Here is a 13,428-nt window from a genome sequence, read left to right on the forward strand (position 1 = left end):
CGATATGCGGATGGGAGTTGCTGTCAATCGTCGTGCAGAAGAGATGATGATTGTCTTGACTGTCTGTGTACGGGCGCTCTTGATATATATGATTGGATGATTTGCCGGGTATGGAATCCTTGTAAAAGATAAGTTTATAACTCTTCTAACCGGATGATTCCTCCGTAGGCAGGTACTGCCTGAAATGCTTCTTCCGGTTGAATCAACTTTGCATAAATCTGTGCGCAAATCAATACGCCGCCATGAGCGAATACTACTATATTTTCACCCTCCTTTTGTCTGACTTCGTCTAAAAACGCGGCTACCCGTTTATACTGATCGGCAAACGATTCTCCATTGGTTGCTTTTACATTCAAGTAATCGTCGTACCAGCATTGGAGATTCGGGTCTTTGATTTTTTCAAAATACTGCATTTCCCAATCTCCGAAATCAAGTTCCAGTATTCTTGGGTCACGGATGGCATCTCCGAATCCGCAATACTGTGCCAGACGGGTGCATCTGGATAGAGGACTGGTGTAGGCCATATCAAAGTGAATGGATTCGATTTTGGCTTTGGTTACGGCTGCTTCTATCTCAAATGTAGGACGTAAAGGAACGTCTGACTGACCGTAACAAAGACCTTTAGGAACGTCGACAGAGGTATGTCTGATTAGATAAATATTCATAGGTTTACTTATTTTATATAGATAGACATCACTGCTCCCAGCCAGAAACTCATTTCGCTTAGGAGAAATAATGCACCGCAACAATCTCCGGTATATCCGTTCAGACGTCGTTTCATCATCCGGCAGATAAAGAAGAATACCAGAATGGGAAATATACATATGGGCCAGTAGCTTGGAGGAAGTAATAGGAGAGGCAGTATTCCACCCATCGCAGACATTACGATCTCCCCAAAACTCATTCTTGTATATACTGTTCCGGATTTGCTATCTTCTTCTTTCCGTGCATAGGGCAGGTAATTGATGATATTGGAAGAAATGAATTTACTCCAAGTATCTCCGCTTAGTAATAAGAAAGGAGTAACTGCTAAGGGAAGTGCGACCAGTAGATTGTAAGCAAATAAATAATAGATGATTAATCCCAAAACTCCGTAGCTTCCGATATGGGAATCTTTCATGATGCGTAACGTGCTTTCTCTGTTCGTCCCACCTCCGAATCCATCGAAGAAATCGGCCAATCCATCCTCATGCAATGCTCCTGTGATAAGCAAACGTGAAGTCAGTGCCAGGATTACGGCTACTCCGTGAGGTAGAATAGTACTGGCTCCCCAGAAAATCAATGCCATCATTCCCCCTGTCAGCCAACCACTGAAACTCCAATAACTGACAACGTGTTTGAAACACTCCTGCGGAACTTCTTTTATTTTCCAGAAAGGCAATCGTGTAAAGAATATGAGGGCGGCAAGTATCTGGTTCATTTTAGAAATATTTAGTGATGGAAGCATGAGCAAATGAATCCATTTCATTCAGCATTTTCACAGCGGAATCCACAATGGGATAGGCACAAACGGAACCGCTTCCTTCTCCAAGTCTTAATCCGAGATTGAGTAGGGGACGTGCTCCGAGATAATCCAATAAGAGCTTATGTCCGCTCTCGTCTCCCTGATGACCGAATATGGCATAGCTCATCACTTCCGGATAAAGGCGTGAAGCGGCAAGAATACAATTGGTCATTATAAATCCATCAATTAAAATAACCATTCCCAGTTCTGCAGCTTTGAGCATTGCTCCTACGGCCATTACCATTTCGTAACCTCCGAAACGGCAGAGGATTTCTTCTGCGGAATGCTCTCCCGGATATTGTTCGAGAGATCTTTTCAGAACTTCGTATTTGTGATTTATTCCTTGGTGATTGAGTCCGCTTCCTGCACCTACACATTGATCTAATGGGATTCTGGTGAAGCAAGTCATCCATAGAGAAGAGGACGAAGTATTTCCGATTCCCATTTCACCGAAGCTAATGATATTGCAGCCTTCCTGGTGAGAAGTGTCTACACATTGGGCACCATGCTCCAGGCAAAGTTCCATCTCTTCAGGTGTCATGGCTGCTTCATGAAGGAAATTGCGTGTTCCTCTTCCGACTTTCATGTTAATGATACCTTTTTCATAAGGTAAATCATAATCGACTCCTGCGTCTACAATTTTAAGAGTGAAACCGTGCTGTCGGCACAGGAAATTGATCCCTGCTCCCCCATGAAGAAAGTTGCTGATTTGTTGCCAGGTTACTTCTTTAGGAGATGGGCTGACTTTTTCTTCTACGATGCCATGATCTGCGGCAAAGATTATATTTTGAGGATGAGTTAATCGTGGAGAAAGGGATTGTTGGATCAGTCCGATTTGCAAAGCAATTTCTTCCAGTCTTCCAAGCGATCCTTTAGGCTTGGTCAGATTATTGATTTTGTCAATCAGAGCTTCTTTGATAGCTTCATCCGGCTTTTGAATATGAAACGTTTTCATGTTTATTTTATTTTTACGGGAATACCACTTGCCATGAGATATACATCGTCGGCATGCGATGCGATGTATTGATTGGTCCAACCTTGCAAGTCTGTGAATTTACGTTGCAGTTTGTTCTCGGAAACTCCCCCCCACCCAATCTCATTAGTTACAAATATGAAAGTGGCATCCTGCTGGGTAAATTTGTCGAATTCTTTTTTGACAGCTTCCAATGAGGAGGCAACGTTAGAATCAAACTCCATAAAGAAGTTAGTGCACCAAAGAGTTACACAATCTATCACTACGACTCTGCCCGCTACATTGTGACGGCTCAATTCTTTTTCTTCTTCTATATTTGTCCATTCAGGACCGCGGTTCTTTTGATGGCGTTTCACCCTTTTTCTGAATTCTTCGTCCCATATCTTGGCAGTGGCCAAGTAAACCGGTGACGTAGTAAGTTCATGCGCTTTTTTTTCCGCAAACGAACTTTTACCGGATCGTTGTCCTCCTGTGATTAGTATAATCCTTTTCATTAAGTTGCTGATTGAATAATGGATGGACAAAGGTATAAAAAATAACTCTGGGATTAACCGTTTTACGTAAAAGTTATTAACTTTGTCCCGATTTGTTTTAGATCAACATAAATATCAGACTTAACTACTATTGGATATGAACGCTTGTAAGTTAGTGGGATTGCTTTTGCTGCTACTTTGGGGACATACTACTTTGTATGCTCAACAAGTGAGAACTGTGCGAGGAAGAGTGCAGACAGTGGAAGCCGGCAGTAATGAGAAGCGGGCATTACCATCTGCCAGCATTGTTATTTTGGCGAAAAGCGATTCTGCCTTTATCAAGGGAATAACAAGTGATAAGAATGGGCGTTTCATTCTTAATTATCAACCGCAGAAGAAAAAGAAATACCTGTTGAAGGTCTCTTTTATGGGAATGCAATCTGTATACCGGGCACTGGAAGACTCTGTATCGGTGAATATCGGTACAGTGGTATTGAAAGATGATGATATTCAGATTAGTGAAGTGACGATAACGGGAAAATTGCAGGAAGTAGTGATGGAGGGAGATACTACGGTTATCAATACTGCCGCTTTTAAAACTCGTGAAGGAGCTTATCTGGAAGATTTAGTGAAGCGTGTTCCCGGATTGGTATATAATAAGAAAGATAATTCGTTGACATACAACGGACAACCCATCAGTGAAATCAATGTAAATGGCGAAGCTTTTTTCTCGGGAGATAAAAAGACGGCGCTCGAAAATCTTCCGGCGGACCTGATTAGTAAGTTGAAAGTATATGATAAGAAATCGAAAGAAGAGGAGTTCACCGGAATTAGTTCAGGAGAAAAGAAATATGTACTCGACTTGCAGACTAAGGATGAATTGAATAAAACCTGGCTGACAAATGCAACGGTAGGATACGGGAATAACCAGAAGAAGGATTTGGAGGGGCAAGTGAATTATTTTAGTAAAGACGGAGATAATCTTTCTTTCATCGCACAGTCTACCAACAGATACCAGAATAGTACTTACAAGGATAATATCAACAATTCGGTAGGAATGAATATGACTCATAAATTCGGTAAGAAATTCTCCTTGACCGGAAGTGTGAACTATAATTTGAACCGGAACGGAAATCTTTCTTCCATTTATCAGGAACAGTATTTGCCGGCAGGTAATCAATACTCTGCGTCTACTAACGAAAGTAACTCTAAGGGGCGGTCGATTAGTTCTAACTTCATGGGAAGCTGGGAAGTAGATAAACGTACACGTATACATTTTACCGGTAATTTAGGAATCTCTCCTAATAGGAATGAAAACAGTAGCCAGAATGCATCTTTTGATGCTCCTCCCGGCATAAGTCATGAGAGCTTGTTTGATGACTTTGAATCTATTCCCCGGGATATAAAAGTGAATCGTAGTGAGAACCGGTCGCGTTCGGAGAATCAGTCGAACCGTTATAGCTGGATGATGAGTATTATGAGACGTCTGAATGAAAAAGGTACAACGCTGGCATTGAATATCCTGAACTCGGATTCGTGGGGAGATAATGAAAGTTTTTCGCTTTCTAAAACTACTTATTTCCGTCTTGAAGATAAATTGGGAAATGATTCGGTGCTTTTTCGTAACCAGTATTTGAAGTCGCCTCAAAAAAATAATTCATGGAGAGTCGGGATTACCTTTGCCCAGCCTATTGGTAAGAAGATGCATTTCCGGGTAGCATATAACTGGGATACTAACTATGAACGTGATAATCGTGATACGTATGAATTATCTTCTCTGACGAAGTCGGAAGTTTTTGGTGAACTGCCTCCCGACTATGAAGCAGGGTATGTGGATAGTTTGAGTAATCGGAGTCATAGTCGTACGAATGGCCATAATCTGGATGTGGGGCTTAATTACTCTGATGATACCTGGATGTTTAATGCCTCATTAGGGATGACTCCGCAAAAACGTGCCATTGAACGGAAAATGGGAAAGCTCTATGCAGACACTACCATGCATACTATCGACTTTCAGCCTATGATATGGGTGAATTGGAAAAAGAAAGAGGCCCGGATCACTTTCAATTATAGCGGTAGAACCCGGCAACCCTCCTTATCAGATTTAATGCCGCTGACGGATAACAGTAATCCGTTGTATATCACCCGGGGAAATCCGGATTTGAAACAGATGTTTTCTCATAGTGTCCGTGTGAGCTTTCAACATTCAAAAAAAGGTATATCTGCGAATATCGGCGGGCAGATGGAACAGAACAGTGTGACGCAGGTAGTGCTATATGATGCAAAAACCGGCGGACGTGAGACATCTCCTATTAATATTAACGGAAACTGGAATGTATATGGAAGTGCCAACTGGTGGAAGCGTCTGGGACATTTTTCCTTGCGGTTGGATATGAACGGTAATCATAGCAATCGTGTCAGTATGATTAATGAAGACAAGAGCCTCGAACCGAAGAAAAGTACGACACGTGATACCGGATTGGGGTGTGACGCGAATGTATCTTATCAGCCCACCTGGGGAGGTATTGATTTCTCTACTTCCTGGAATTATCAGTATTCGCTTAATTCTATCAATGATAACGATACCTATACGCGTAATTATAGTTTTCGTCTTGAGGGGTACGTTGATCTTCCTTTTGGCTTGCAATTACGGACTGACGGGGCTTATTCTTTCCGTAATGGTACGAATATCCGTAAAGGCGAAGATGACCAGATGTTGTGGAATGCAAGTGCCAGCTGGCGGTTCTTGAAAAAGAAAGAAGCGGAACTGTCTGCTTATTGGGCGGATATTCTCGGAAAGAGGAAAAGTTTCGGCCGTACGACTTCTTCTGATGGTTTTTATGAGTTCCGTAACCAGGAAATAAAAGGATATTTCATAGTCACTTTCAAATATAACTTTCGTTTGATGATGTGATTTTTAGAAAAAAGTCGTATGTTTGCTACAGAACCATAAAACAAAATGTACTATGAGCGGTAATTATGTTATCAATATCGGCCGTCAGTTAGGTAGCGGCGGAAAAGAAATAGGAGAGAAGTTGGCAGCCCGTTTGGGAATCAACTTCTACGACAAGGAACTGATTAATCTGGCTTCGGAGGAAAGTGGATTGTGTAAGGAGTTTTTTGAAAAGGCTGATGAAAAAGCCTCGCAGGGTATTATTGGCGGACTGTTCGGTATGCGTTTCCCTTTTATCAGTGAGGGAGCTATGCCATGTAACAACTGCTTGAGCAATGATGCCTTGTTCAAAGTACAGAGTGATGTGATCCGTCATCTGGCAGCAGAAAGATCTTGTGTCTTTGTAGGACGTTGCGCAGATTATATTCTGAGAGAGCATCCTCGTTGCGCTAATGTTTTTATTTCAGCCTCTAAAGAAGATCGCATAGCGCGGTTGTGTGGCATGCATCATATTGATGCGGAAGCTGCAGAAGAAATGATCGAAAAAGCGGATAAGAGACGTTCGGAATACTATAATTATTATAGCTATAAAACGTGGGGAGCAGCAGCTACTTATCATTTGTGCATCGATTCTTCTTCTTTGGGAATTGAAGAGACAGTGCGGTTCATTGAAGAATTTGTAGTAAAGAAACTGCAGCTTGTATGACAGGATAGAAAAGCAGATTGAAAAAATAAATAAAGCCGGCGTATTCCATTTGGATATAGCCGGCTTTATTGTTTATATGCTAAACTTGATTTACATCATTGCTAATAATATCATCTGTCCCGTCAGAATACGGAGGAACATTGATAACGGATAAACTGTAGAGTATCCCACTGCCGGAGCATCTCCGGAGGTTGTTTGATTGGCATAAGCCAATGCCGGTGGGTCGGTATTACTACCGGCTATCAATCCCATCAGGGTGAAGTAGTTTACCTTATAATATAATCTTGCGATGGTGCCGATGATAAGTAGCGGGATAACGGTGATAAGGAAACCGGAACCTACGTATAGTAATCCGTCTCCCTCGACTACCGTTTGCACGAAATTGGCACCGGCATCTATACCGACACTGGCAAGGAAGAGAACGATACCGATTTCACGAAGCATCAGGTTGGCACTCATGGTTGTATAAGTCACTAAATGCAGCTTATGACCGAAACGGCCGATAAGAATTGCCACTACCAGCGGTCCGCCTGCCAAACCTAATTTTAAAGGAGTCGGCATACCTGGGAATGCAATCGGAAGACTACCCAGAAGGATACCTAAGAAGATACCAACGAAGATCGTAACAATGTTCGGTGTATCCAAGCGTTTTAACTGATTACCCAGTACACCGGCAACACGTTCCACTGCATCTTGCTGTCCTACCACCATAACGCGGTCACCTACCTGAAGTATCAGATTCGGATCGGCAAACAGGTCCATACCGGAACGGTTGATACGAGTGACATTGACCCCATACATACTACGGAAGTGCATAGAACCTAATGTTTTACCATTGATTTCCGGTTTGGTAACCAGAATACGACGGGAAACCATTGGGAGGTCTTGTTTTTCCCAGTCGAGCTCCACTTCTTTTCCGATAAATACTACAATTGCAGGAGCGTCTTCTTCCGAGCAGACGATAAATAACTGGTCGCCTATATTAAACACTGTTTCATGGTCGGGAATACTTACATGACCATCATGGCGAATTCGGGAGCAAACGAACTTACGGCCCAGGAAATTCTTGATTTCAATCAGCGTTTTTCCACTAATTGATTCATTGCGAACTTCCAGGCTCATCATGTGAGGTTTGTGGTGTGAATCTCCACTTTGGATTTTCAGGCTTTCTTCTTCTTTCGCCATATTGACACGGAAGATGTAACGGATGGCAATGATAGAACCAATGATACCTACCACACCGAGGGGATAAGCACATGCATAACCGAGAGCAATCTGCGGACCGGTATAATGCAACTGATTCAGAGCCTCATTGGCAGCACCAAGTCCCGGAGTATTTGTCACTGCTCCGTAAAGGATACCTACCATCATCGGCAGTTCTACCCGGCCGTTCCAGAGGTAATAAAGCCCCAGTGCGACAGCAATATTTAACACTACGATGCCTACAGCCAACAGGTTTAATGTCATTCCTCCTTTTTTGAAAGAGGAGAAGAAAGATGGCCCCACCTGAAGACCGATACAGAATACGAACAAGATCAATCCGAATTCACGGATGAAATGTAGGATGTGTGTATCGGCTGTGAAGCCGAAATGTCCCATTAGGATGCCGGCAAACAAAACAAATGTGACGCCCAAAGAAACTCCGAATATCTTTATCTTACCAAGATACACGCCGGCAGCCACTACAAATGCGTAGAGGAGCACGATGTGAGCTACGGAGCTGGGGTCCCATAATAAACTTTGTAACCAATCCATAATATAGCAGTTTTTATAATGTTTTTCTAAAAACGAGTGCAAAATTACTCATAACATTGGAGCTAATCAAATAAAAGAAGAACTAAAAATGAAGAATTTCTATGCAGATTGTATGCACTTGACGAATCGGGGCGTCCTGTGCGAATTTTCCCTAAAAAAGAGATTCGTTTTAACTTATTGGTTATATTTGCAGGTCGAACGACTGACATTTAGAAAGAGATAGATAAAAATAAAGACAATATTAATCTTGTTTTAATTTTAAATAAACTATGGCAGACAAAAAAGAAAAACTCTTCTCAGACTTTTCTCCTGCCTCCACCGAACAATGGATGGAGAAGGTTACAGCCGATTTAAAAGGTGCTGATTTTGAGAAGAAGCTCGTTTGGAAAACAAACGAAGGGTTTAAAGTGAAACCTTTTTACCGGATGGAAGATCTGGAGGATTTAAAAACTACTGATGCACTTCCTGGAGAGTTCCCTTATTTAAGAGGAACTAAAAAAGACAACAATGCATGGTTGGTCCGTCAGGAAATTAGAGTAGAATGTCCGAAAGAAGCCAATGCGAAAGCACTGGATATCCTAAATAAGGGTGTTGACTCACTTTCTTTCCATGTGAAAGCAAAAGAACTTAATGCGGAATATATTGAAACACTGTTAAGTGATATTCAGGCAGAGTGTGTTGAACTGAATTTCTCAACCTGTCAGGGGCATGTGGTTGAGTTGGCTAATCTGCTGGTAGCTTATTTCCAGAAGAAAGATTATGATGTGAAGAAACTGAAAGGTTCTATCAACTATGATTTCTTCAACAAGATGCTGACTCGTGGCAAGGAGAAAGGTGATATGGTACAGACAGCCAAATCTTTGATTGAAGCAATTCAGCCGCTTCCTTTCTATCGTGTGCTGAATGTAAACGCTTTATCATTGAATAATGCAGGCGCTTATATTTCTCAGGAACTGGGCTATGCTCTGGCTTGGGGAAATGAATATATGGGTCAATTGACTGATGCCGGTATTCCTGCTGCCATAGTAGCCAAGAAAATCAAATTTAATTTTGGTATCAGTTCCAATTATTTCCTTGAAATAGCGAAATTCCGTGCGGCACGTTTGCTTTGGGCAAATATTGTAGCTTCTTACAATCCCGAATGTGTGCGTGATTGCGAGAATAAAGGTCCTAACGGAGAATGTCGTTGCGCAGCAAAAATGGCGGTTCATGCCGAAACTTCTACTTTCAATCTTACTTTGTTTGATGCACATGTGAATCTGCTTCGTACACAGACTGAAGCCATGAGTGCTGCATTAGGAGGCGTAGACTCTATGACGGTAACTCCGTTTGATAAGACTTATGAGACTCCGGACGAGTTCTCAGAACGCCTGGCTCGTAACCAACAACTGCTGCTGAAAGAAGAATCTCATTTTGATAAAGTGATTGACCCTGCTGCCGGTTCTTATTATATCGAGAATCTGACTGTGGCTATTGCAAAACAGGCTTGGGAACTTTTCCTTGCTGTAGAAGAAGCAGGTGGCTTCTATGCGGCATTGAAAGCAGGAACTGTTCAGGCTGCTGTGAATGAGAGCAACAAAGCTCGTCATAAAGCAGTTGCACAGCGTCGTGAAGTGCTGTTGGGTACCAACCAATTCCCGAACTTCAATGAAAAGGCTGGCAATAAGCAACCTGTTGAAGGTAAGTGTTGTTGCGGAGGTGACTCTCACACTTGCGAAAAAGAGGTGGATACTCTGGTGTTCGATCGTGCTGCCAGTCAGTTTGAAGCATTGCGTCTCGAAACAGAAGCATCAGGCAAACGTCCGAAAGCGTTCATGTTAACCATCGGAAATTTGGCAATGCGTCAGGCACGTGCTCAATATTCTTGTAACTTCCTGGCTTGTGCCGGTTATGAAGTAATTGATAATCTGGGATTTGAGACAGTAGAAGCAGGAGTAGAGGCAGCTATGGCTGCAAAAGCTGATATTGTTGTTATCTGTTCTAGCGATGATGAATATGCTGAATATGCAATTCCTGCTTTCAAAGCACTGAATGGTCGTGCTATGTTTATCGTTGCCGGTGCTCCGGCTTGTATGGACGACCTGAAAGCCGCAGGTATCGAAAACTTCATCCATGTTCGTGTCAATGTATTGGATACCTTGAAAGAGTTTAACGCTAAACTATTGAAGTAAGATGAGAAAAGATTTTAAAAACATCGATATATATGCCGCATTTCAGCCGACTAATGGTGCTGAATGGCAAAAGGCTAACGGTATCTCCGCTGACTGGAAAACACCGGAACACATTGAAGTGAAGCCTGTTTATACAAAAGAAGACCTCGAAGGAATGGAACACCTTGGCTATGCTGCCGGACTTCCTCCTTATCTGCGCGGTCCGTATTCAGTTATGTACACTCTTCGTCCTTGGACCATCCGCCAGTATGCCGGATTTTCTACCGCCGAAGAATCAAATGCATTTTATCGCCGTAATTTGGCTGCCGGTCAGAAAGGTTTGTCAGTGGCATTCGACTTAGCTACTCACCGCGGTTATGACCCCGATCACGAACGTGTAGTGGGTGACGTAGGTAAAGCCGGTGTATCTATCTGTTCATTGGAAAATATGAAAGTGCTGTTCGATGGTATCCCATTGAATAAGATGTCTGTGTCTATGACAATGAATGGAGCTGTACTTCCGATTATGGCATTCTATATCAATGCCGGTCTGGAACAAGGTGCTAAACTCGAAGAAATGGCCGGTACTATCCAGAATGATATTCTGAAAGAATTCATGGTGCGTAATACTTATATTTATCCGCCTGCATTCTCTATGAAGATTATTTCTGATATTTTCGAATACACTTCGCAGAAGATGCCTAAGTTTAACTCTATCTCTATCTCCGGTTATCACATGCAGGAAGCAGGCGCAACCGCGGATATCGAGTTAGCTTATACATTGGCCGATGGTTTGGAATATCTTCGTGCAGGAACGGCAGCAGGCATTGATATTGATGCATTTGCACCGCGTCTGTCTTTCTTCTGGGCGATTGGAACCAATCACTTTATGGAAATAGCCAAGATGCGTGCTGCACGTATGTTGTGGGCAAAGATTGTGAAACAATTCAATCCGAAGAACCCGAAATCACTGGCATTGCGTACCCACTCACAGACTTCCGGTTGGTCACTGACCGAACAGGATCCGTTCAACAATGTGGGACGTACGTGTATCGAAGCGATGGCTGCGGCTCTGGGACATACTCAGTCTTTGCATACCAATGCATTGGATGAGGCTATTGCTCTTCCAACAGATTTTTCTGCACGTATTGCACGTAACACACAGATTTACATTCAGGAAGAAACTTACATCTGCAAGAACGTTGATCCATGGGGTGGTTCTTACTATGTAGAATCTCTGACGAACGAACTGGCACACAAGGCTTGGGAGCATATTCAGGAAATTGAAAAACTGGGTGGCATGGCGAAAGCTATCGAAACAGGTATTCCTAAAATGCGTATCGAAGAAGCTGCTGCACGTACACAGGCTCGTATCGACAGTGGTCAGCAGACAATTGTCGGTGTGAACAAGTATCGTCTGGAAAAAGAAGCTCCGATTGATATTCTTGAAATTGATAATACTGCAGTCCGTCTTGAACAGATCGAAAATCTGAAACGTTTGAAAGAAGGACGTAATCAGGCTGAAGTGGACAAAGCATTGGCAGCTATCACTGAATGTGTGAAGACCGGCAAGAGTAACTTGCTTGAGCTGGCGGTTGAAGCTGCTCGTGTTCGCGCAACATTGGGTGAGATTTCTTATGCTTGCGAACAGATAGTAGGACGTTATAAAGCAATAATTAGAACGATATCAGGCGTGTATTCATCAGAAAGTAAAAACGATAGCGACTTCAAACGTGCTTGTGAACTGGCCGAGAAGTTCGCGAAGAAAGAGGGACGTCAACCTCGTATCATGGTTGCAAAGATGGGACAGGACGGTCACGACCGTGGTGCTAAAGTCGTAGCAACCGGTTATGCTGACTGTGGTTTCGACGTGGATATGGGACCGTTGTTCCAGACTCCGGCGGAAGCTGCTCGCGAGGCTGTTGAAAACGACGTTCATGTAGTAGGTGTTTCTTCACTGGCTGCCGGACATAAAACATTGGTTCCGCAAATTATTGAGGAACTGAAGAAACTGGGTCGTGAAGACATTGTAGTGATTGCCGGTGGTGTTATTCCTGCACAAGATTATGATTTCTTGTATAAGGCAGGTGTAGCTGCTATCTTCGGTCCGGGTACTCCGGTAGCGAAAGCTGCTTGTCAGATTCTGGAAATCCTAATGGATGAAGAATAAGGAAAACTTTCTTATTGGACAGGTTGTATATGCAATAAGTGGGAAACCATGAATTAATAGAAAAAAGGGTCAGTAACTGACCCTTTTTTTGTATTCTATTATTGAAAACCTCCTTTTTGGCGTTTTATAAAAAAAAGTATTTCAAATATTGTAAAGGCACAGATGGCGTGATTGATTACGACCGGACAGGACGTATTATCGCAAAAATGAATGCGGATATTGTCTGCTTGCAGGGATTGGATAAGGAGACGGAACGTTCGGAAGGTATCTTCTTAGTGCCGATAAGTCTACCGAAGTCAGTGGTAAGAAACGTCGCCTTGACTTTATCGTGTCTTTGAAGAGTCACAACGTAAACGTGACACAGGCTGATGTGATAGAAAGTCTGTCGGGAGTAGATGTGACCGTTGCTTCTACACATTATCCTCTTTTCTGTGATTTCTCCGGTTTAAAATAGAAACGTTATAGAGAGGCTGCACAGAGCTATGCACATATCGTGTGTAGAACTGTGCAGCTTCATTATATAGCTTATCAAACATCAAATGGAGTGGTATAAAAAAGGAGAAAGCGGTACATCTTGAAAACTATTCTGTTGAAGTTATCATTCTTTCTCCGATCTATACCTTTATGGACTTTTTTCTCTCTTCATGCGGTCAATGAGAAATAATCGTGTAACTTTGTAAGCTGTTAGTGTAAAAACAAGAAGAGAAAAAATGATAGTTTGCATAGCCGAAAAGCCATCAGTAGCACGCGATATAGCCGAAGTACTCGGCGCTCATACCAGAAAAGAAGGATATATAGAAGGAA

At 42.6% G+C, this 13,428-nt stretch carries 10 protein-coding genes; 5 read left to right on the plus strand and 5 right to left on the minus strand.

What is annotated here, in order from left to right; all coding sequences use genetic code 11:
* Nucleotides 1–134: 134 nt before the first annotated feature.
* The 4 genes from cobC to cobU are packed head-to-tail and all read right to left on the minus strand — an operon-like array spanning nt 135 to nt 2,971.
* Nucleotides 135–665 carry an alpha-ribazole phosphatase gene (cobC, locus tag ACT8YW_RS11860; RefSeq protein ID WP_444105108.1) on the minus strand — a complete coding sequence of 177 codons (531 nt, stop codon included), beginning with the start codon at nt 663–665 and terminating at the stop codon, nt 135–137.
* Between the two features lie 8 nt (nt 666–673).
* Entirely contained in the window at nt 674–1,420 is a 747-nt protein-coding gene (locus ACT8YW_RS11865) for an adenosylcobinamide-GDP ribazoletransferase (RefSeq protein ID WP_444105110.1), read from the minus strand.
* A 1-nt stretch (nt 1,421) separates the two neighbouring features.
* On the minus strand, nt 1,422–2,459 hold the full coding sequence (gene cobT, locus ACT8YW_RS11870; RefSeq protein WP_070782729.1) for a nicotinate-nucleotide--dimethylbenzimidazole phosphoribosyltransferase: 1,038 nt from the start codon (nt 2,457–2,459) through the stop codon (nt 1,422–1,424).
* A gap of 2 nt (nt 2,460–2,461) precedes the next feature.
* The gene (gene cobU, locus ACT8YW_RS11875; protein ID WP_444105112.1) at nt 2,462–2,971 is read right to left on the minus strand and encodes a bifunctional adenosylcobinamide kinase/adenosylcobinamide-phosphate guanylyltransferase; all 510 of its coding nucleotides are present in this window, start codon (nt 2,969–2,971) and stop codon (nt 2,462–2,464) included.
* A 136-nt stretch (nt 2,972–3,107) separates the two neighbouring features.
* On the opposite strand from cobU, the gene ACT8YW_RS11880 reads away from it, so the two are divergent.
* Nucleotides 3,108–5,864, plus strand: a complete 2,757-nt coding sequence (locus ACT8YW_RS11880) for an outer membrane beta-barrel protein (protein ID WP_444105114.1) — start codon at nt 3,108–3,110, stop codon at nt 5,862–5,864.
* A 52-nt stretch (nt 5,865–5,916) separates the two neighbouring features.
* Entirely contained in the window at nt 5,917–6,549 is a 633-nt protein-coding gene (locus tag ACT8YW_RS11885; protein ID WP_004299434.1) for a cytidylate kinase-like family protein, read from the plus strand.
* 90 nt (nt 6,550–6,639) lie between these two features.
* On the opposite strand, the gene ACT8YW_RS11890 is transcribed toward ACT8YW_RS11885, so the two are convergent.
* A complete protein-coding gene (locus ACT8YW_RS11890; RefSeq protein WP_004321876.1) occupies nt 6,640–8,304 on the minus strand; it encodes a putative transporter in 1,665 nt (554 codons plus the stop codon).
* A 269-nt stretch (nt 8,305–8,573) separates the two neighbouring features.
* Here ACT8YW_RS11890 and mutA point away from each other — a divergent pair, with 269 nt between their 5' ends.
* The 3 genes from mutA to ACT8YW_RS11905 all read left to right on the plus strand — a co-directional run bounded on the left by mutA (nt 8,574) and on the right by ACT8YW_RS11905 (nt 12,962).
* Nucleotides 8,574–10,475, plus strand: a complete 1,902-nt coding sequence (mutA, locus tag ACT8YW_RS11895; RefSeq protein ID WP_004312399.1) for a methylmalonyl-CoA mutase small subunit — start codon at nt 8,574–8,576, stop codon at nt 10,473–10,475.
* A gap of 1 nt (nt 10,476) precedes the next feature.
* A complete protein-coding gene (gene scpA, locus ACT8YW_RS11900; protein ID WP_444105116.1) occupies nt 10,477–12,624 on the plus strand; it encodes a methylmalonyl-CoA mutase in 2,148 nt (715 codons plus the stop codon).
* Between the two features lie 116 nt (nt 12,625–12,740).
* A complete protein-coding gene (locus ACT8YW_RS11905) occupies nt 12,741–12,962 on the plus strand; it encodes a hypothetical protein (RefSeq protein ID WP_444105117.1) in 222 nt (73 codons plus the stop codon).
* Nucleotides 12,963–13,428: the final 466 nt, after the last annotated feature.

Source organism: Bacteroides sp. (genome assembly GCF_052357945.1).
Lineage (GTDB): Bacteria > Bacteroidota > Bacteroidia > Bacteroidales > Bacteroidaceae > Bacteroides.